Origin of the sequence: Methanoculleus taiwanensis (genome assembly GCF_004102725.1) — an archaeon.
Lineage (GTDB): Archaea > Halobacteriota > Methanomicrobia > Methanomicrobiales > Methanoculleaceae > Methanoculleus_A > Methanoculleus_A taiwanensis.
Genome location: NZ_LHQS01000003.1, coordinates 200,502 through 221,251, shown reverse-complemented (window position 1 = coordinate 221,251; position 20,750 = coordinate 200,502). Strand labels below are relative to the sequence as shown.

Below are 20,750 nucleotides of genomic sequence, written 5' to 3'. Positions count from 1 at the left end.
GGGTACCTGCTTATCGTATCGGTGCGGCAGCTGGCTATACGCTTAAAAACCTGCGGGCCAAACGGTATTGATCGTTTTATGGGCGAGAATGAGCAGGGTGCCGCGAGTTACGACGAGTGGTACGCGAATTTTTCGATCGACGTCCCCGAGTACTACAACTTCGGGTTCGATGTGGTCGATGCGTGGGCGAAGAAAGACCGGAATAAGCTCGCGATGATCTGGACCGACCAGGACGGCAACGAGGAGAAGTTCACCTTCTACGACCTGATGCGCCGCTCGAACCAGGCCGTCAACATCTGCATCAAGCAGGGGATCAAGAAGGGCGACCGCGTCATGATCATGCTCCCCCGCGTCCCGGAGTGGTGGATCTTCACGATCGCGCTGATCAAGATCGGGGCGGTGTACTGTCCTGCTCCGACGATGCTGACGCCGAAGGACCTGAAGTACCGGATACAGGCCGCCGACATCAAGATGATCATCACCTCCGAGGAGCACGCCGATAAGATCGAGGCGATCCGGGAAGAGTGCCCCTCGCTCACCGTGCGCCTCGTGATCGACAGCGAGCGCGAGGGCTGGGTCAGCTACCCCGTCGAGCTCGACTACCCCGCTCCGGTCTCCCACCGGCTCGTCAATCTCCCCGGCATGCACCGGACGAAGGCGACCGACCCGCTCGTCATCTTCTTCACCTCCGGCACGACCGGCGAGGCGAAGATGGTCGTCCATACCCACAGCTACCCGCTCGGCCATATCGTCACCGCCGGGATCTGGCATGACCTGAAAGCGAACGACCTCCACTTCACCCTCTCGGATACGGGCTGGGCGAAGAGCGCGTGGGGCAAGTTCTACGGCCAGTGGATCATCGGTGCCTGCGTCTTCGTCTACGATATCCGCGGAAGGTTCAACGCCACGGAGATCCTTCCGCTGCTCGAGAACTACGGGATCACCACGTTCTGCTGCCCGCCGACGATCTACCGGATGCTGATCCTCGCCGACCTCGACAAGTTCGATCTCTCGGAGCTCCGGCACAGCGTGAGCGCCGGCGAGCCCCTAAACCCCGAGATCATCCGGGCGTGGGAGGAGGGCACCGGGAATACTATCTACGAGGGCTACGGCCAGACCGAAACGGTGCTCTGCATCGGCACCTTCCCCGGGATGAAACCGAAGTTCGGGTCGATGGGCCGCCCCTCGCCCGGGTGGCAGATCGAGCTCCACGACGAGGACGGCAACGACGTCGGGAAGCACAAAGAGGGCAGAATCGCGATCAAGCTCGACCCGCGCCCCGTCGGGCTCTTCCGTGAGTACCTGCACAACGACGAGGAGAACCGGAAGGTCTTCCAGAACGGTTACTACTACACGGGCGATAAGGCCTACATGGACGACGACGGCTACTTCTGGTTCATCGGCCGCGACGACGACGTGATCAAGTCGTCGGGCTACCGGATAGGGCCATTCGAGGTCGAGAGCGCGCTCATGGAGCATCCCGCCGTGCAGGAGACGGCGGTCGTCGGGTCGCCCGACGTCATCCGCGGGCTGATCGTCAAGGCGTTCGTCGTGTTAAAGCCGGGCTACCGGCCGTCCGAGTCGTTGATCAAGGAGATCCAGAGCCACGTGAAGAAGACAACGGCGCCCTACAAGTATCCCCGCTCGATCGAGTTCGTGGAGTCGCTCCCGAAGACCATCTCCGGCAAGATCCGCCGGAGCGAGCTGCGCGAGATGGAGATGAAGCGGTTCTTAGACTCCAATAGTACCAGCGGTTCCTCCTGAAGGAACAATCACCTTTATTTTGTTGAAGATACAACTCTATTGAGCGCGAGGGTTGCCGAGCCAGGTCAAAGGCGATAGGTTCAGGGCCTATTCTCGTAGGGGTTCGCCGGTTCGAATCCGGCCTCTCGCATTTTCGGTTTTTGTGGCATATCTTTTGTCATGTAAGGTTCGAAATTAGTGGCTGTTAGTAATCGTCTTATGTTTGGATAATCTGTGCTTTTTAGTTGGACTGATACTTAGGTACTCCAGATAATGGGTCTGAGCCCGCCGCGAAGCGACTGCAAATTTTTCAATCGCTGATAAAGGATATTCTAGGGTAATTATTTTTCGACAGGTATATATGCTGTAGTGTGATTCCAATGTTAAATGAAGTTCGTCAGTAATATCGGCTGGATCCACAAACGTCCCACTGAACTCCAAATTGATATTCTCAATGTTGAGAATTTAGTGATAGTCATTCCACTTGATAGTGTACGGGCGGTTATAGCTGGCTCTTCGCTTGAGGAGTCTATATTTAATAATAGGCGAGAGGAGATTGGAACGATGTATTTGTCGTCCAATGGTGGAGCTCTATATTTGGACGTTTATTGCGGTGAGGAGGTAACAAGCTACTCTACTCCGATACGCCTCGTTAAAGCTGTCATTGATAATTCAGCACAAAAACCCATAAGTCAAATTATTGAAGAGCGCGATTCCACGAACAATATGCCTCGTCATGATTACTACTCAGCTCTATGCCGATATCTGTCGATCAGTGGGAGTAGTATAGATATTCGGAGCCAGCTTGAAGTATATCGGAAGGCAGCGATTAAGTTAATCTCAGGTTACCGCGAAGGAAATCTCTCTAATATTAATTATGATGATCTAGATATACAAACAGCCTATATGCTGTGCTATTTCCCGTCGTATATAGAAAACGTCTTTCAAACATTGAGTTTCGTTGACCTTGAGCAACTTCGTGATGTGTTCGAAGGGCACTTAATGGTTAGCCTTTACGGTTGTGGTCCAGCTCCAGATTTTCTTGGACTTCTCGCATACATAAACAGACATTTCCGAGGGGAAGTGTCCACTATCGATCCTTATTTTTTCGAGAGAGGTGGATGGGAAAAGTGGAGGGATTTTTGCATTGGAGAACTAGCGCAAAATTACTGTGATGGAATCAGTATTAACCCTCACCACTGTTCTTTTAATTTACTTGAGTGCGATAGGGTTGAGTATTTAAAGTCTTTCAATCCCGTAATGGATTCAAATCTTCATATCTTCCAAAATTGTGCAACGGAACTATTTCAAGCAACTAGAAGGGTCGATAGTGTTTTAGCAATCTTTCTAAACTTTATTGAAGTAATGAAACCTGGTAGCATTATTCTCATTAATGATTTTATTGGGAAAGGTGACTCTTTTAAGATTCTCCTCAAATTAAAGAAGAAACTCTTAGAAATGAATGACATAGTTCTTCTCGATGTCAAGTATAATGCAGACGAGTATAGTCCAGAAGTTATTAGGCATCCTGAAGTTAACAGCGTAATAGACGGGTGGTACAGAGAAGCCCGAAAAGAACCCCGAAAAAGGGTCGGTTTCAGTTACTGTATTGCTAAAAAGTGTTAATATGGACAATAATGCTGAAAGGTCTACGATACAATGGCATTTAAAAGTTGGGATACTATTAAGTTGCGGTTGAACTTCGACAATTTACTCGAAAAAGAGGTTGAAATTGATGCGATAGCACCACAAGTTATCTCTGCTAGTAGATCAACGGATATTCCAGCATTCTATCCAGAATGGTTTATGCGGAGACTATTAGAAGGCTACACTGTCTGGATAAATCCATTTAATCAGGAGCCTCAAGTTATTTCGTTCCAAAAAACTCGAATGATAGTCTTTTGGACAAAAAATCCCCGGCCACTGATGAAATATTTAGGTGAAATAAGCAGAATGGGAATTAATTACTATTTCCAATTCACGCTCAATGATTACGAAGAAGAGAAACTAGAACCAAATGTCCCACCATTAGCGAAGAGGATTGAAACATTCAAGGAACTATCTGATAAAATTGGAAAAGACAAAGTCATTTGGAGATTTGATCCTTTATTACTCTCACCAAGCTTAACTATAGATCAGCTAGCTGGAAAGATTAAGCGTATAGGGGATGAAGTTGCTCCATATACTCAAAAGTTAGTCATCAGTTTCGCTGATATTAACTGTTACAAAAAGGTAAAGGGCAACTTAGATAGAGAGGGTTTCTCTGATTATCGTGAATTAACCCGTGATGAAATCTGTGATATTGCTAATAGAATCATGGTGTTTAATCAGCAATGGAATCTTTCGGTATCTACATGTTGTGAATCTATCGACCTGCGGGCCATGGGCATCGAGCACAACAAATGTGTTGATGGATGTCTAATGAAGAGGCTCTTTCCAGATGATCTAAAGCTAATTGAGTTCTTAAAGACGAGTAATGTTAAGGATACAGGACAGCGAAAATATTGTGGTTGCATTGCAAGTAAGGATATTGGTCAGTATAATACCTGTATGCATAAATGTATGTACTGCTATGCAAATCACTCACAAAAGACTGTAGAGAATAACTTTACGAAGCATAAAGAAAACCCATCATCTCCAACAATAAACGCCGATGAAAGATGGATTGAAAAAATTGTTGCCAAAGCGAGAAAAAATCCCACATTGAACCGTTTCAATAAGGACTCTTAATAACTTGCCCATTTTTCCAAGAGAGTAGCCACGGATTCCTAGGGGCCGCCTACAACAAGAAATACGGTCAGGCGCATTATAACAATCGATTGGGTGTTCCAAATGGAATCGCTTTAATTTAGGTGTCTTGGCTCAATCTGGAACACCATTAGGAGTGAGCCGCCATTATACGGCTTCCAACCTCTTACGGACCTTAATCAGATTGACTTTTTGGTTTGAGTACTAAGGACCTCATTGCCACGTCTTGCTCGACCCGGCATGGGTCATCACATGTGAAGTTTTGGGGGTAATCCACCTCTGAAAAATCATCCTAATCCAATAGATTCACAATAAGTCGTCACTCATAGGCAGATCTTTGAAATGGAAAGAGGAAACCTTACTGTTTATAGTGTAGTACTTAGTATTTGATTACATGGAGCAGCATGATCCGTATGGACATGTCATCAATTACTTGGGCCTCGAATACAATACTCAACTAACTGCTGATTTGAGCTCCCAAATCGCATATGTGCAGAGAACCTTCTTTGCAAGTGATTTTATTTCTTATGCTTATAGTGACCCTATCTTTCAGGCAGCATACCTAATGGCATACTATCCTCTCTATATAGACCCTATTGAGGATGTCCTCTTAACTGCGATACGCCCTCCACTTTTGTTGGAAAATCAGAATTCCGTTGGAGATAAACTAGGTTGGAAGGGAAGAACGAATTTAGATGTATCTATCTATGGCGGTGGAGCAGAACCTGAGTTACTAGGGCTGTTAAAGTTTATTGGTAAAAAGTATCCTTCAGTAAAGTCGGTTAGATCGCATTATGTCGACAATAATAATTGGGAAGACTTCAGAGCGTACGCATATGAGCATATGGTTCCGGACTATTGGAAAGGATATTTTATTTCTGGCAATACACTGACCTCAAACCTTGGAAGTATTTTTGGCAGCGCTAGTGCAGTGAAGTTATTACAAAATTCGGATGTGCATGTCATGCAAAACTGCGCAACAGATTTGATGTATTCCTTCCAAAGTGTGGATCAGTACGTTAATTTCATGTGCCAATTTTTTGATAAAATTAAGGAGGGCTCGATTTTGATTGGGATTGATGTACCTTTGTTTGATATTCCTCTGCTATCAAATCCATCTGAGATAATTGACGTACGAGGGAGTTTCAACAGGATTTGCAGGTACATCAGAGCGAGTCCTGAAGGGGAAGTAATAAAGAGTCCATCAACTGGAGCACCCAAAGAAATCGCTCCCGATATATACAGAGGGCACCAGTTGGCATCCAATTTCAGTTTAAAGCGAACCGTAAAATACCATTCATTTGTTGCCAGAAAGATCCATTAAACTATGCTAAAATGATGCTAGGCAGGAAAGATGATGTAGCAAATTCTCGGTGCAAGTGAAGTGTGCCGTATGATAGGATGGCAGTTATTCCAACGATAGAGACATCAGACCGCTCAGGCATACTCAACCTCTGCAGCTACCCGGTCCCGGAACACCGATTTTTCGGACGCCCGCAAGCCCAGCTGAATCCGTCGCATCTCCGGCGCCCCACCCCCGCAACTGTTTAATACACTGAACGATCATTCATTATATTGTATGATCAAGGAGTTCCAGAAGTTCGTCGGGTTTCGGATCCTCGCCTGGTTCCTCACTCACCCCACAGGCGAGATCCACATCAACCGGCTCGCCAGGGAGATAGGCGTCAGCCCCGGGAGCGTTACGTCGTATGCCGATACCTTCGAGCGGGACGGACTGCTCACCGTCACCCGCCTCGGCACAGCAAAACTCCTCTCCCTTGACAACGACTCCTTCGTCGCCCGGGAACTGAAAAGGGCCTGCATGGTTCTTCTCCTCGCGGAGGCCGGAATCGAAGAGATCGCGCCCGGGAGCATCGCGGTCGCGATCTACGGAAGCACTTCGGCAGGAACCTTCGATGAGCAGAGCGACATCGATATCCTGGTCATCGGCGACGGAAGTCAGGTCGACCTGAGCCGGGTATCGGCACTGGAACAGGAGACCGGCCGCGAGGTGCAGGTGACGGCAGTCCCCTACTACCGGTGGGAGCAGATGAAAGCGGAGGGCGACCCGTTCGTTGCCAGCGTTCTGAAGAATCACGTGCTCGTCCGGGGAGTTCTGTTATGAGGTGGAAGGAGTGCCTCGACAGGGGTCTCATCCGCTCCGCTCCCGGGGCACAGGAGCGTGTCCCCGGGTCACTCGAATCCGCGGCACGGTTCCTGCGGGCTGCGGAGAAGAACGTGGTGATCGAAGAGTACGAGATGGCTCACCTCGCTGCGTACAACAGCGCGTTCCATAGCGTCCGGGCGTTTCTGTATGCCGCAGGCTACGTCGAACGGAGCCACGCCTGTCTGGTTACTGCAGTGCGGTATGCGGCAGGTGACGACCCTGAAGTTGCAGATCTGCTGAACGCTTTCGACAAACTGCGGATCGCCAGACACAACGTTCAGTACAGCGGATCGCTTGTCTGCGAAGAGGAAGCGGCGTTCTGCACCCGGCTGGCCTGCCAGGCTTTCGACCTTGCCCGACGGCGGTTAGGATAAGGTCTCGGCACCATCCCCGCAGAGAACCCACACCTCCACCGCTCAAGCATGGGCGACCCCGGCAGCACTTCTCTTCTCGCTCGCGACCGGATCGATGTATGCCGATCTCAAGCCCGGGCCGACCGCTGCGCAGGCCTCCCCACAATAAACCCCTCGAGCACCGTCCGATACGCTTGTATTGGTATCGGGCTTCTCTTCTGGTACCTTCACTGCACGCTCCCCAAGATGCCGAAACCGGAGGGCGGGCTGTAAGGTGTTAGTATGAGAATGGTGCCCGGGAGGGTTGTCTGCCCCCTCCCCGAAGATCTCAAGGTTCTTGGCGACCGCATCCTGCGGTTACCCGGTCGCGGCTCCCCGATTTCGCGGTCGCCCGCAGCCATCGAGTTGCCGAGGAGCGTCGAGGCAGCGCAAGCGGCACTCTTCGAGCTCGATGACGGTGAAGCATCCAACGAGGAGATCCGGTATCGCTCGCTTCGGCCTCTCCGCCCTGGGCGACCGAGCCTGCCCGGCGCTCTCCGGAGGAGAGAAAATTGGTTTGTCCAGGCCGCCTGTGCATCACCTGAAAAGAGGTTAATATATGGGACGGGTGGGTGCCACGTACACTGGGCCCGAATAAGTCGGGTCAGGCTCCCATGTCCATGTCGGGGCAGGTGTCCATACCGGGTCGGAATCGGGATACGGGTTGTAATAGTTGTTCTCAAGGAAGATATCCCTGGCCACGGTCTCGCCGGGACTGATATACAGGTATTCGAGGTATGGCTCGTATCCCTGTTTATATATCTCCAGTTTATGCGATCCGGAACCGACCTGAACGAACAGGTCATCCACGTCGGTTGTCTCCCCCAGGTACTCTCCGTTGACATAGACGGACGCCCCTGAAGGGCACGTCCAGATCTGGATGTACCCGTAGTCGGAATACGCTCCCGCCAGGGAACCGCTTCCGCTCTCTGATGGCTCAAAAAGGATGTCAGTACAGCCTGATATGAGAATTGCGGCGGTCAGGAGAATGAGCAGGGCGGAAAGGATCCTGCCAGCATTGTTTTGATTGAACTGCATATACAGCACTCCATACGTTTGTGATACTCTGTTTGTATCCTGCATTCGGGGCGTATCTGCCGCTGCAACCGTCTGCAGCCCTTCACCTCCGGGAGTGCGCACCCCGAAGAATGGCGATCTGCGATAACGGTAAGGCCCCGGACATGTAACGGCTAATGAACACTTCCAATAGAGAACTCTGTTCCCTGTAAGGTATTTATCATTTGTGAAAAAATGGGCATACATTCACCGATGGACAGGAAAGTCCGTATCTTTTATGCACAACAGCAGAATGAGGGGGCACACAGCACGGGGTCTGTGAGTGCCTCTCCTGCCGAATGTGCTTATGATCTCCCGGATGCTGTACGTGAACTCTCGATAGAGTCACCCCGATGGTCGACAGGAAAACCGGGCGCCAAAAATCTCGAGAATTGTGGCATAACGTGCTGCAACCCTGCTACAATCGTGACCCCGCACGAGCGGTCGCTGCAGTACGTGGCCGTATCGGCGGTATCCTTCGTCATCTTTCTCTTCTACATCGGCCTGCGGATCATCGCGTACCCGGCGGTTCCTGAGTGGTGGTGCGGGGTTGCTGGCATCGCGGCACTCTTCATCGTGCCGCTCGTCGCAGGTCCGGGAAGGCGATGGGTGCAGGAGAGCATGGAGCGATCCGCCGTGCCGGGTTCGCCCCCGTCAGGTCCCGCCTTCTCCCGGTCGTGACGGCCGGTCCGGGGCACTCCGCAGCGTGAGCCGGAACGCCGCCCCCTCCTCCGGGTGGCCCGGCACCCGGTCGTCGACCCAGACCTTCCCGTCGTAACGTTCGATGAGGATCTGCACGAGATACAGGCCGAGCCCTTCGCCGACGCCCCGTTTCTGCTGCTCGTAACGGTGGAAGATCGCATACTTCTCGTCGTCCGGGACGCCCTGACCGGTATCCTCGACCGAGACCAGCACCTCGCCATCCCGTTCGTCGACGCGGACTGCGATCTCGACACCGGGGCCGCCGAACTTCACGGCGTTGCCGATAAGGTTGGTGAAGACAACAGAGAGGAGATCATCGGCCATGATTGGTTGGTGCGCCCCTTCGTAGTGGATGGTGCTACCCGGGAAGTCCTCGGTAACCTTCCGGATGACCGCATCGAGATCCATCGGCTTGAGCTCCGGGGATTCCCGGTGGATCCGGCGGATGGTGGAGACGGTGCGCAGGATCTCAATGCTCTTCTGTATGCTGCGCTGAAGTTTCTTCACATACCCGACCGCTTCTCCCTCCAGAGAGCCGATGAGCAGGTCGGCGTAGAGGTTCGAGACGTTCTCGGTATTGCCGATGTCGTGGGTGAGGATGTCGAGGTAGAGGTTCGCCTCCCTGTTTGCGATCTGCAGCTTCTGGTGAAGCCGGGCGAGGTCTCTGGCGTGGCGATGGAGCGCATCCTCGGCCTGCTTGCGCTCGGTGATGTCCTGAAAAGCTCCTACAATCCCTGCAATCTGTCCGTTTTCATCATAAAAGACATTTTTACCATAAATGACCGGACGGATCACTCCGTTCTTATCCCGTACATGGAACTCATAGATCTGTTTTTCGGGATTCTCCATCAGCTCCAGGTCTTTTTTGTGGTACATTTCCGCCAATTCACCGGGCCAGAGTTCCATCACGGTCTTTCCCTTATAATAATCGGGGGTGAAACCCATGACGTCGGCAAATGCATCGTTTACTCTGATATAGCGGCCGTCCCTATCTTTATAAAAAAAGGGGATGGGAACGGCTGAAAAGACCGTCTCGATAAATTTCAAAGTACTCTCAAGGCGGCGATGAGTTTTTCTTAACTCATCCTCCGCCTGCTTGCGCTCGGTAATGTCGCGGAAAACAACCAGCGTCGAAGGCAGGCCCTGGTAGTGTATGGGGGCTGCGGTGATTTCAACGTCGATTGGCCGCCCGTCGACGGTCAGGAGCCTCTCTTCGAATGGCGGGGTACCTCTGCCTTCCTGGTGCATCTGGCGGATCTGCCCGGCGACGTGATCACGGTAATCGGGGTGAACGAACAGGTAAACCGGTTTGCCCACGAAGTCTTCGGGACTCTTTCCGCCTCCAATCCGGACGCCGGCAGGATTCACGTAGACGATGGTGCCGTCCTGATGCACGATGACGGCATCCGGCATGAGCTCGACGAGGGACCGGTAGCGCACTTCGCTCTCCCGGAGCGCTTTTTCCGCCCGCCTGCGCTCGGTTCGTTCCCGCAGAGACGTGATGCCGAACGCCAGATCGCCGGTCAGTTCCTCAAGCAGGCGTACTTCTTCGGCGTGGAAGGCATCCGGTGCTGCGGCATAGATGTTCAGCGCGCCGAAGACCCGGCCTTCGCCCTGCAGGGGCAGCGCGATGGACGACGCATAGCCGCGCCGGATCGCTTCTTCCCGCCAGGGAGCGAAGTTGGGATCGGTCCTGACGTCCCTGGCAATGCTGGGCCTGCCTGAACGAATCGCCGTGCTGGTCGGCCCACGGCCTCGCTCGGTGTCGGCCCAGGTAATCTCGGCGGTATCCAGATATCCGTCCTCAAAACCCGACTGGGCTACCGGGCACACCGTCCGGGCGGCGTCCTCTTCGGCAAAACCGATCCATACCAGGGGGTAGTCGCCCACATCGACGATGATACGGCAGATCTCCCGCAGAAGTGCGGGCTCTTCCGTGGCCCGTACGACGGCCTGGTTGCACGCGCTGAGGATGTTGAGCATACGGTTGGCCCGGGCCAGCTCGGCGGTACGCTCTGCTACCCGGTGTTCCAGCTCGTCTCGGGCTTTTTGCAGTGCCTCCTCCGCCCGCCTGCGCTCTGTGATGTCGATCACGATCCCCTGGTAGTGGGTGATGGTTCCGTCCGGATCACGGCGGATCCAGGTCCGATCGTCAAGCCAGAGAACTTCGCCGGATGCCGTGATGATGCGGTACTCCTGAACGAACTTGTCGCGTCCTTCGCGGCTGTAGCGGGAAACCTCCGCTGCCACCCGTTCGTGGTCGTCGGGGTGGATGATCCGGGCGTAGAGAATGCGGCCCGACATGAAGTCGGCCGGCGTATAGCCGAACTGGGTGACGTTGCCGGATACGTACTCGACCGGCCACCCCTCTACCGCACGCCACAGAAACACAACGGCCGGACTCCGGTTGATGATCGTTTCCAGCTCCCGGAGTTCTGCAAGAGCGCTCTCCCTCGCCTCCTCCGCCCGCTTACAGTCGGTCACGTCCAGTGCCACACCGACAATGCCGACGACGGTTCCATCAACACTGACCGGAGCCACTAGATTTTCGTACGCCCTTTTTTCGCCTGCCAGCGTCCGTTCGTATTCCCCGCGGAGGACTTCGCCCCGCAGCACCCTCTCGTCCTGCTCAAGCCACAGGGCCGCAACCTTCGGTGGCAGTCCCAGGTCTTCGATCCGCCTGCCAACTACGTCGCCGAAGTGCGCACGGCTGACCGCATTCTGCATAGTATAGCGCAGGCTGCTGTCCAGGGCCCAGAACTCGATAGGCAGTTTGTCGATCAGTACACGCAGACGGGCGTCCGCCTCCCGAAGCTCGCGTATCATACTCCGCAGGCGCAGATGGGTGGTAACGCGTGCCAGAACCTCCTCGTGCTGAAAAGGCCTCGTGACATAGTCCGCCGCCCCTGCGTGAAATCCCGTCTTTTTCTCCTCCTCCGTCGCGGTCCGGGGGATTATACAGATCACCGGGATGTCCCGCGTGGTTTCGTCTGCTTTCAACCGGCGGCACGTCTCAAAACCGTCCATGTCCGGCATCGACACGTCCAGCAAGATGAGGGCGGGATGAGCGTCCCTGGCTATCCGGATCCCTGCCTCGTCGTTACCGGCCACCAGCACTTTAAAACCATGACCTGTCAGGTACCCGGCGAGCGTTCCCGATCTGGCAGGGTCGTCGTCGATGATCAGAATTGCATCGGATGGGGATTGCGTGCTCATGTGCCTTCCTCTCCACGGCGTTCGATCAGAACCCGGGTGTGCCCGTCTTCATACCGCATTCCAACGGCTGGCTGAAAGAAATGGAGAGTCCTCTCCCACGTTTCGAAATCACAGCCGATCAAGTAACGGTGGGACATCTGTTCATGGAAATATAAGGGTTTGTACCGGTCACCGGATGCTCATGAGCCGGCTACATGAGAACCTGACTCGACCTCTCTGAATGCCTGTCGGCCATACAGCCCCCGCCGGTGCCCGGAAAAGCAGCGCGAGCCTGCCAAAAATGCCCGGCTGTCAAAAATGGTCTGACCGCCGGGGGAGAACCACGCCCCGCATTCCTGGGTTGCGGAACCGAACGTCCGGTATGGAGCATCGCCGTTTGCGTTTTTCTCTCACCGAAGGATTCATTCTGCATCTTCGCCCCGGTCCCGTGCTGCAGCACGCCGAGCCCCTCGTCGACTATCTCGTCCTTGGTCATCCCCGGTTCCCTTCCGGCACGATCATGGGGCGGATCCGGCTGCCGAGCCCCTCGACCAAACCCCGCCCCACTCCTGCTCATCCAATCGCCTCCCTCCCGTATCCCGGGAACCTTTATGCCGGTCATCGAGGAACCTCTCTCCACATGGAAGAATCCATTTATCAGTCCGTTTTTCTCGGGCTCCTGATTCTCTTTTTGTTTGTCAGGGCACCCTATGTATACAAATCTTATACCCGGGAGACGGTGGTGAATATGGGCAGCACAGTGGACCGTATGCTTCTCCTGCTTACGACCATCGGGATGGCCGCCCTCCCGCTCCTCTACTCGCTCACACCGATCCTGGCGCCCTTCTCCGTCCCGATGCCCGACGCGCTCCGCATCGCAGGGGGCGCCGTCTATCTCGCTGCTCTCGTCCTCATGCTGCTGATACTCCGCGAACTCGGGGGAGACTGGTCCATGGGCGTGGAGCTCAAGGAGAACCACCGGCTCGTCACCTCCGGCCCCTACCGCTTTGTCCGCCACCCGACGTACACCGCCTTCACCCTCATGATGGCAGGCCAGCTCTTTCTCACCGCAAACTGGCTTGTCGGCATCTACGGCATCGCTGTATGGGCGCTGTTCTGTGTCGTCCGCATCCCCCGGGAGGAGGCGATGATGCTCGAGGAGTTCGGTGACGAGTACCGGACCTATCGGGACCGGACGGGTATTCTCGTGCCCAATATCTCGTTCTTTTCGCAAAAATAGTCGTCACCGGTCGTCCCGGCGAAGACCGGGATTTTTCTCCAATTTTATTCCATGCGACGCCGCTCAGCTGAAGGCACCATCCGGCACGCGCACGGTGCCAACCACCTGCGGCGTCAATGTCTCACCGGACGGGTACACGCTCTGCGAACTCCTGCACCCGAAAGACGACCCCGGACGTCAGACGGACCTGAGCCTCCGCCATACGATCCCCGGGCCGGGGAGGCGATCCTTAATCGGGCCGTCGCGGTTCCGCCGGTGTCCAAAAAATATTGTTGATACTCGGAAAGACGCCTACGCCCCGATGCCCTCCCACAGCACCCGGAGCCCTGCGTCGATGCTCTCGTCCGTCGTCATCCCCGGGCACCTGTGACCCGCAGCACGATAGCGGAGACGAGGGGGAGGGGGAGGTCGACGACGATGCCCGCCTTCGCCGCCCCGGCATACAGCTCCCCCATCCACACGAAGTCTGCATAGGCCTGCTCCTTCACCTCTTCGCAGATGTTCGGGGAGTGGTAGAAGAGGTTTAGAAACGCCCGTTCCTCCGGGTGGGCGAGCCCCCACATGATAAATGTCCGAAGGGCGTTTGTGATCCGCTCCCTGGCAGGAAGGGCCGGATCGTCACCGCCATCTCCTTTTTGATGGAGAGGTAGATCTCGTTTACCAGGGTTTCCTTGTCCCTGAAGTGGCGAAACAGGATCCTGGTGGAAACCCCCGCCTCACGGCTGATCTGCGCCGTCGGGGTGGCGTGAAACCCCTGCGTGGTGAAGAGGTACAGCGCTGCGCGGAGGAGTTTGTCCCGGGTCGTCTCCTTGTGGGGCAGACTCTCGCATCACTCCTCCTTTTGTTGCCGCGTCATCATCATCTTTACAAGCGGTTTCATGAGCTTTGTCTGCCAGCCGTCGAGGTCACGTGAGACCTTCTGCAGTTCTTCAGGGATCGCAATCCCCTGGGGGCACGCCGCGACGCACCTGCCGCAGTTCCTGCAGAAGGCGGCGTTTGCAGGGTGATCGTCGAAACCGATTACTTGGGCGATGTAGAACCCTCTGGTCAGCATCCGGTTGCCGGCCATGTAATACTGGTTGTAGAAGTGGAAGCACTGCGGGATGTTGACGCCGAACGGGCAGGGCATGCAGTAGGCGCATCCCGTGCAGGGAACCCGTATCCTGCTCTTGTAGGATGCCGCCGCCGCATCGACCACGGCGTGCTCGGCATCGCTCAGGGACCCGGGCAGGGCATCTTCGCAGGTCCGGATGTTCTCCGCGATATGTGCTTCGTCGTTCATGCCCGAGAGGACGACCGTCACCTCCGGGTGATCCCAGATCCACCGGAGCGCCCACTCCGCCGGGGACCGGGCGATCCCGGAGGCGTCGTAGATCGCCTGCACGTCTTTCGGGAGGCCTGCGGCGAGCATCCCGCCCCGCAGGGGCTCCATGATCATAACGGCGATGTTCTTTGCGGCGGCGTACTCGAGCCCCTCCCTCCCCGCCTGGTTCTCCTCATCGAGGAAGTTGTACTGGATCTGGCAGAACGTCCAGTCGTAGGCGTCGACGATCTCCCGGAAGGTTTTGCGGTCGCCGTGGAAGGAAAAGCCGATGTTCCCGATCTTTCCTGCGTCCCGCGCCGCCTCCAGAAACGCGAAGACATCCAGTTTGATGAGTTTCTGCCAAGACTTCGCGTCGAGCGACTGGAGCAGGTAGTAGTCGATGCAGTCCGTCTCGAGCCGCCGGAGCTGGAGGTCGAGGATCCGGTCCATATCCTCCCGGGCTTTGACCGCCCAGTGGGGGAGCTTGTCGGCGATCTTAACCCGTTCCCGGTAGCCGTCCCGGAGTGTCTTTCCAAGGATCTTCTCGCTCTCGCCGTTGTGGTAGGGGTAGGCGGTGTCGAGGTAGTTGACGCCGCTGTCGATGGCGCTCCGGATCTGCCGGATCGCACGGGCTTCGTCTACCCGGCCGAAACGCGTCGGAAGGCGCATGGCGCCGAAGCCGAGGGCGGAGAGCTCATCGCCGTTCTTGGGCACTGTTCTATACTGCACGGGCATCACATCGTTGACGGTTGAGTGGTGGAGCTGATTGCGTGATGAAATACGGTGATGGTCGTCGAACGCTGCAGAAGGGAGATGGATACTTCCCCTTTGGCTGGGAATGCCTCCGCCTGGCCGATGATCGGGTGAGCCCGCACCGGTCTGGCCGGTATACCCGGCCGCATCCGCGCATCGACTGACCATTCAGTCAGTATTATCATTCCTATGATAGGCCATATGGTAATACACTTGCTTCTCTGTGCATCCGCCTGCAATACGCCCGCTTACACCGATCTCCGCGCCCGGTACCGCTTGATCGGGCAGCTCTGCCGCAACCCGCAGCTTCCGCAGTCGCGGAAATCGGCGGGGCATCCGGCACGTTTTGCAATGCTCCGGGCAAGTTCGCCTCCCCTTTCCCTCACGGGCGATGCACGCTCTTTTGGGCGCTCACCGGCAACCGCCGGGTACCCGTGCACCCTGACGTCCACGAGACCGGTCGACCGTGCCTCCCGCACCGCCTCCTCCATCAGGTACTGGATGGCGGGAGGGTGGCGCTCGAGGACGAAGTTCGGGCGGAATGCAAGGAGGTTGAAGGGGAGCTCATCGTCGATATCCGCAATGAACGCTGCTACCGGTGCAACTTCGTTCACCGTTATACCCGGGATGACGAGGAACCGGAACTCCCAGAGTTTTTCCGGGGCATTCCGTGCGATTTCAGCAGCATTTCTCAGTACCGGAGCGACGGGAGCGCCGGTCAACGCCCGGTGGACGTCGTCGTGGTATGCCTTGATATCGTAGGTTATCGAGGTGGAAATCGCGAGCACCCGTGCGAGGGATGCTTCGGTCGCAAAGCCGTTGGTATCGTAGTTGACCTTCACCCCGCTGTCCCGCCTCCTTGCCTCCCTCACCACCTCTTCCACGAAAGGAAGCGAGGGGTCGGGTGATCCCCCGCTGAAGAATATCCGGTCGGCACCGATCAGCCTCCCCCTCAGCGACCGGATGGCGGCCAGGGCTTCTTCTGCCATGCTCCCAGGATCCACGAACCCCCTGACGGTCTCATGGGTGTCGGGATAGTGCGCGATCTCCCAGTTCTGGCAATTGAGGCACCGGAAGTTGCAGCCGGCAAGGAAGATCGTGTAGCTCGCCGGCGGTGCCGGATGGAGCATCGCGGCGGCGACCTCGGGGATGCCGATCCCGCAGACCCCCCGCTCCCCGTCCAGTCGGTTGACACCGCACCGCCACTCGCACAAGTTGCAGTGCTCCAGTTCCCTGAGGTAGTCCAGCCTCATCACCCCGGTATTCTCATGAAAGCCGATATGTTTTATCTCCGGAGATCCGGCTCACCCGGAGCCCCGGCGTGATCCACTTTACCGTCTTCTCGTTGCTTCCGTATTCGAGAACATTCTCAATCAAGTGGAAAAATACATTTTCGAGAAGGAGACCTGCCTATATCTCAAGATCTTTCACATGAAGGTTCCGGGTGATGTTCGGGATACGCCCGTTGTTGCATGATCGGGGCGGGGCAGAACCCCCACCGTCTTTTTTGATCAGGGTGCCGGGAACCGTTTCGTGAGCGTTCGATCTACGCCGTGCCCTCTTTCTCCGGAACGCTCTCTCAGCACGCTTGACCGGATGCCGTTTTTCGACATTCCTTATCCTGCTTATTTTCCCGCTCCTTCGCCCTCGGGAGGAAACATCATGACGCTCCGGGTGGCGTAGTACCCGGCCAGGGCGGCGATGGCGACGACGATCAGGATCTCCCACTGCAGGAAGATCACCGCCACGATAGGGATCACCGCGGCCGGCATCTTCAGCACGCAGACGATCATCCCTGCCATGACGGCGGGGACGGCGACAGCGAGCGGAACGGCTGGAAAGAGGGCGTTTACGGCGAGTCCGAGCGTGCCCCCCGCAAAGATCAGGGGAAAGATCGGCCCGCCCTTGAAGAGCGTTGCCATGCACCAGGTGCTGGCGAAGATCTTCGCCGCGGCGAGCAGCAGCAGCACGACGGCACCGGCGGCCGCTCCCGTCTCGAGGACAGTCTTAAACTCGTTCTGGCCGGAAAAGAGGACGAGTGGGAAGATTGTCCCGGCGATGCCGAGTCCCACGCCCCCGGCCACCCCCAGGATCAGGTGCCGCCCGGCGAGAGGCGAGAGCAGGCGGCTGAAGAAGTGGTAGGCGGCGACGAAGAGGACGCCCGCCGCAGCACCGGCGAGGCCGAGAACCGCGGCGTAGAGCAGGTAGAGCGGGAGAAACTCCCCCATCGGGGGAAGCGGATACAGGGCGCCGCCTGCGGTCTTGGTGATCTGGAGGTAGATAGCAAACCCGGCCAGGGCACCGATGATACCGGCGATCGAGAGCGTCCGCACCCGGCTCTGCAGCCGATCGCCAGCCAGGGTGCCCGTGCTCCCGCCCATATCGATGGCCGCCACCTCAGGCCCGAGACTCGCCCCGAAGATCAGTGAGAGATAAATGGCAAGCAGTCCGGCGGGGAGGTGCCGGGGCTCGAAACGGCCGGTCTTCCGGAATGCTGCGAGGCTCTGCTGGAGCAGCAGCACGTGATCGCCGAAGTGGTGCAGGCAGAGCCCCACGAGGAGGCCGCCGGCGGTTGTGAGGAGCAGGGCAAAAAAAGGGATGGGAGGAGATTCCGGCCATATCAGAGCCTCCGCGGCACTCTGCACCTCGAGAAAGACCACCATTCCTCCGGCAGCTGCGAGAGCAATCAGGGCGGCGATGAGGATGAAGCGGAGAGATTCGCGGCCGGTGGAGTCGTCTGATCTCCTCACGATAGACCCGCCTCCGGGCGGCCTGCTCCGGTTCTGTCGCAGGGGCTTATCACAATCCCCTCTTTGATCGGGCAGGTATATATGTCAACCGCGAAAGCGATTCGGTGACAGCAGCGGGGATGAATGACGAGGTAGAGTAAATGGTGGCTTTGCTGGAAACCGGGTGATCAGGGGCTCCTGGAACATGGCAGAGATGGCGCCGATGAGGGTGGGTTCAACGGAGAGGCCGGCGGATTGTCCATCGCCTGCACGGTGATAAAGATGCCCGGCACCATGGGATCCGGAAGAGTGCCGCACCGAATCGTTCGACAGATCGAGGATGATCGACCGCCGCAAAGCCGGCCACGATGACGAACGTGTCATCCTGTGCAGGAAGAGCATACCGGGCATGGTGCTGATGTAAAAGAGAGGACGCCTGCCACCGGGATGAATGCCTGAAAACCGACCGAATACAGTCTGTTCAAACGCCTTTTCCCGGGCTGCCGTGGGCGACCGTCCGGAGTGTGAACCGGAACGCCGCCCCTGCCTCCGGATGACCCGGTACCCGATCCTCCGCCCATATGGTACCGCCGTAGCGCTCGATGAGCACCTGCACGAGGTAGAGGCCGAGTCCTTCACCGACGCCCCGTTTCTGCTGTTCGTACCGGTGGAAGACCGCCTGCTTATCCGCGTCAGGGATCCCGGGGCCGGTATCCTCGACCGAGATCCGGACGAACCCGTCTTTTTCTTCCGTCCGGATAACAACTTCGACGTCGGGGCCGCCGAACTTGACGGCATTGCCGATCAGGTTTGCAAAGACTTCCGAGAGGAGGTCGTCGGCCAGAACCTGGCACCGGGTCGCATCACAATGGATGATGCTCCTGTGGAATTGCGCGATCTCTTCGCGGATAACCTCATCCAGATCCATGCGCTTGTGCCCGCCCGATGGCTGATGAATCCGCCGGATCGTGGATACGTTTCCCAGGATTTCAATGCTTTTCCGGATACTTCGCTGCAGTTTCTCCGTGTGTGTCCGTGCATCCCCATCAAGGGTCTCGATCAAGAGGTCGGTATAGAGGTTCGAGACGTTCTCGGTGTTGCGAATGTCGTGGGTGAGGATATCGAGGTAGAGGTTCGCCTCGCGGTTCGCCGAGCCGAGCTGCCGGTGGAGTCGGGCAAGGTCTTCCGTATGGCGCTGGAGCGCCTCCTCGGTCTGCTTCCTCTCGGTGATATCGGTGAACATGGCAAAGGATCCGGCAAACCTGCTCTCCCCGTCCTTCTGAGCAGTTGCAGAGACCATGACCCACCGGTCGCTGCCGTCCCTGTGTCTGAGGCGGCATTCATATCTGTCGTCAAGACCCTGCTCTCTCTGCGTCATCCGGCTCCGGTGGCTCTCGAGATCCTCCGTAAAAAGAAGATTGGTTACCGGCTGTCCGAGCATCTCCGGGGCCGAATAGCCGAGCATGTCGGCCATTCTCTGATTGATGTAGGTGATCACATGGCGTTTGTCAACCTGCAGGATGCCCTCGTTTGCCATCTCTACGATGGAGCGGAACTTCTCCTCGCTCTTCCGCAGGGCTTCTTCCGTCTCTTGCCGCTCGTTTGTTTCGGCTACCAGCATTGTGAGGAGGGTCTGCTGTTTGCGAAGGGCGAAGTATGCGGCGGTCGTGGCCAGCACGGTGGTGAAGATAATGGTATGAATATGCGAGTCCGCGAGGCTGATATCGGGATAGAGGTAATCCTTGATGGCCTGATAGATACTCATCAGGGCGAATGTGAACACTCCCACCTTTCCGAGCGTGAGATAAAGGTTATATGGCCGGAACTCTCTCTTCATGCGTGCCCCTCGCCAGAGTCGTGCAGTCGTCCCTGCATATCCGGATGCCGTCGGTATACGGGGGTTTCGTGCAGCGCAGCACCTGTCATGTCCGCTCTCGCGGTAATCTCTCCTGCAGACCCCGTTCTGCATATCGGGGCAGGAACCGGAGGACGGTTCCCGGACCGCTGCGCGATCGCATTCTCACCCGCGATATGATAAGCCTTCCTCGGGAGTGCAGGTATACACATGCCGGGTTTTTGGTGAATGGTGCGACCGGCCGATACCCCGCAACGCTCTCTGCCAGGATAAGGCGGCACCGGTGATCGGGGCAAAAAGTGGTGCATGCTGCCTTGGCGCAGCCGTGAAACCCTGCACGTAAAAGATGCTTCCGTTATGCAGGGCTGCGCAGTCTTTCCACCCGCACCTCCCGTCCGCCGGCCCTGACGGTGTTCGGTAGGTCTCGTTGGCCTGTGATGTGTCGGAAGCGACGTAGACGAGCGGTTCTGCGATATCCGCCGCATAGTCCTGTGCTGCAAACCCGAGCGCGATGACGAACTCGCCGCCCTCTTTCAGCGGAATCTGCCGGCTCAGATCGACGAGGTGGTATCCCTGCTCCGGCGGCGGCCTCAGGACAGGCAGGTCCTGGATATTGTTGAGCGGGAAGGGGCGCTCCTCGGCGGCACATGGCTCCTGATCAACTGGGTGCTCGACGCCGCCGTCCTCCTGCCGCTTTCCGGGATGGATGCCGGCACCTATATGGCAGAGATCGGCCTTCGCTACCTCATGATCCCGATCATCGCCGTCGGGATCGGGTATGCGGTGGAGCAGGCGGTGCAAAGGTCCTGATCATCTCTTCTTCCCCGTGCCGGGGGAAGAGTACATCAAAACCTTGCTCTTTATCGC

18 protein-coding genes and 1 tRNA gene are annotated in these 20,750 nt (G+C 56.5%); 10 read left to right on the top strand and 9 right to left on the bottom strand.

Annotated features, from left to right (window positions below; all coding sequences use genetic code 11):
- The first annotated feature begins 78 nt into the window (after nt 1-78).
- From ABH15_RS11640 to ABH15_RS11610, 7 genes are all read left to right on the top strand, one after another.
- Entirely contained in the window at nt 79-1,764 is a 1,686-nt protein-coding gene (locus ABH15_RS11640) for an AMP-binding protein (protein ID WP_128694555.1), read from the top strand.
- A 45-nt stretch (nt 1,765-1,809) separates the two neighbouring features.
- Nucleotides 1,810-1,894: transfer RNA gene (locus ABH15_RS11635), tRNA-Leu, on the top strand.
- 236 nt (nt 1,895-2,130) lie between these two features.
- The gene (locus ABH15_RS11630; RefSeq protein WP_128694554.1) at nt 2,131-3,369 is read left to right on the top strand and encodes a hypothetical protein; all 1,239 of its coding nucleotides are present in this window, start codon (nt 2,131-2,133) and stop codon (nt 3,367-3,369) included.
- A 69-nt stretch (nt 3,370-3,438) separates the two neighbouring features.
- Nucleotides 3,439-4,473, top strand: coding sequence for a DUF1848 domain-containing protein (locus ABH15_RS11625; RefSeq protein WP_241648104.1), 1,035 nt, complete (start codon nt 3,439-3,441; stop codon nt 4,471-4,473).
- Between the two features lie 412 nt (nt 4,474-4,885).
- Complete coding sequence (locus tag ABH15_RS11620) at nt 4,886-5,815, top strand: hypothetical protein (RefSeq protein ID WP_128694552.1); 930 nt, start codon at nt 4,886-4,888, stop codon at nt 5,813-5,815.
- A 255-nt stretch (nt 5,816-6,070) separates the two neighbouring features.
- Nucleotides 6,071-6,616 carry a nucleotidyltransferase domain-containing protein gene (locus ABH15_RS11615; RefSeq protein ID WP_128694551.1) on the top strand — a complete coding sequence of 182 codons (546 nt, stop codon included), beginning with the start codon at nt 6,071-6,073 and terminating at the stop codon, nt 6,614-6,616.
- Nucleotides 6,613-7,032: a HEPN domain-containing protein gene (locus ABH15_RS11610; protein WP_128694550.1), complete on the top strand. Its 420-nt coding sequence runs from the start codon at nt 6,613-6,615 to the stop codon at nt 7,030-7,032. The genes ABH15_RS11615 and ABH15_RS11610 overlap by 4 nt, the downstream gene beginning before the upstream one ends.
- A gap of 570 nt (nt 7,033-7,602) precedes the next feature.
- On the opposite strand, the gene ABH15_RS11605 is transcribed toward ABH15_RS11610, so the two are convergent.
- On the bottom strand, nt 7,603-8,088 hold the full coding sequence (locus tag ABH15_RS11605; RefSeq protein WP_164913746.1) for a PEGA domain-containing protein: 486 nt from the start codon (nt 8,086-8,088) through the stop codon (nt 7,603-7,605).
- A 444-nt stretch (nt 8,089-8,532) separates the two neighbouring features.
- Here ABH15_RS11605 and ABH15_RS11600 point away from each other — a divergent pair, with 444 nt between their 5' ends.
- Nucleotides 8,533-8,787: a hypothetical protein gene (locus ABH15_RS11600; RefSeq protein ID WP_128694548.1), complete on the top strand. Its 255-nt coding sequence runs from the start codon at nt 8,533-8,535 to the stop codon at nt 8,785-8,787.
- Here ABH15_RS11600 and ABH15_RS11595 read toward each other — a convergent pair.
- A complete protein-coding gene (locus ABH15_RS11595) occupies nt 8,761-12,024 on the bottom strand; it encodes a PAS domain S-box protein (protein WP_128694547.1) in 3,264 nt (1,087 codons plus the stop codon). The genes ABH15_RS11600 and ABH15_RS11595 overlap by 27 nt on opposite strands.
- A 220-nt stretch (nt 12,025-12,244) precedes the next feature.
- On the opposite strand from ABH15_RS11595, the gene ABH15_RS14115 reads away from it, so the two are divergent.
- Together ABH15_RS14115 and ABH15_RS11585 are read left to right on the top strand one after the other, a co-directional pair.
- Nucleotides 12,245-13,243: a protein-S-isoprenylcysteine O-methyltransferase gene (locus tag ABH15_RS14115; RefSeq protein ID WP_128694546.1), complete on the top strand. Its 999-nt coding sequence runs from the start codon at nt 12,245-12,247 to the stop codon at nt 13,241-13,243.
- A gap of 94 nt (nt 13,244-13,337) precedes the next feature.
- On the top strand, nt 13,338-13,613 hold the full coding sequence (locus ABH15_RS11585) for a hypothetical protein (protein WP_128694545.1): 276 nt from the start codon (nt 13,338-13,340) through the stop codon (nt 13,611-13,613).
- On the opposite strand, the gene ABH15_RS11580 is transcribed toward ABH15_RS11585, so the two are convergent.
- The 7 genes from ABH15_RS11580 to ABH15_RS11550 all read right to left on the bottom strand — a co-directional run bounded on the left by ABH15_RS11580 (nt 13,594) and on the right by ABH15_RS11550 (nt 20,684).
- A complete protein-coding gene (locus ABH15_RS11580; RefSeq protein ID WP_128694544.1) occupies nt 13,594-13,806 on the bottom strand; it encodes a hypothetical protein in 213 nt (70 codons plus the stop codon). The genes ABH15_RS11585 and ABH15_RS11580 overlap by 20 nt on opposite strands.
- Nucleotides 13,767-14,063, bottom strand: a complete 297-nt coding sequence (locus ABH15_RS14160; protein WP_128694799.1) for a TetR/AcrR family transcriptional regulator — start codon at nt 14,061-14,063, stop codon at nt 13,767-13,769. The genes ABH15_RS11580 and ABH15_RS14160 overlap by 40 nt, the downstream gene beginning before the upstream one ends.
- Before the next feature lie 9 nt (nt 14,064-14,072).
- Nucleotides 14,073-15,275: an aldo/keto reductase gene (locus ABH15_RS11570; RefSeq protein WP_128694543.1), complete on the bottom strand. Its 1,203-nt coding sequence runs from the start codon at nt 15,273-15,275 to the stop codon at nt 14,073-14,075.
- A gap of 272 nt (nt 15,276-15,547) precedes the next feature.
- Nucleotides 15,548-16,552: a radical SAM protein gene (locus tag ABH15_RS11565; protein ID WP_128694542.1), complete on the bottom strand. Its 1,005-nt coding sequence runs from the start codon at nt 16,550-16,552 to the stop codon at nt 15,548-15,550.
- Between the two features lie 372 nt (nt 16,553-16,924).
- Nucleotides 16,925-18,049, bottom strand: coding sequence for a chloride channel protein (locus tag ABH15_RS11560; RefSeq protein WP_128694541.1), 1,125 nt, complete (start codon nt 18,047-18,049; stop codon nt 16,925-16,927).
- 460 nt (nt 18,050-18,509) lie between these two features.
- The gene (locus ABH15_RS14030; protein WP_241648102.1) at nt 18,510-19,865 is read right to left on the bottom strand and encodes a PAS domain-containing sensor histidine kinase; all 1,356 of its coding nucleotides are present in this window, start codon (nt 19,863-19,865) and stop codon (nt 18,510-18,512) included.
- A 183-nt stretch (nt 19,866-20,048) separates the two neighbouring features.
- Nucleotides 20,049-20,684, bottom strand: coding sequence for a hypothetical protein (locus tag ABH15_RS11550; protein ID WP_128694539.1), 636 nt, complete (start codon nt 20,682-20,684; stop codon nt 20,049-20,051).
- Nucleotides 20,685-20,750 lie beyond the last annotated feature (66 nt).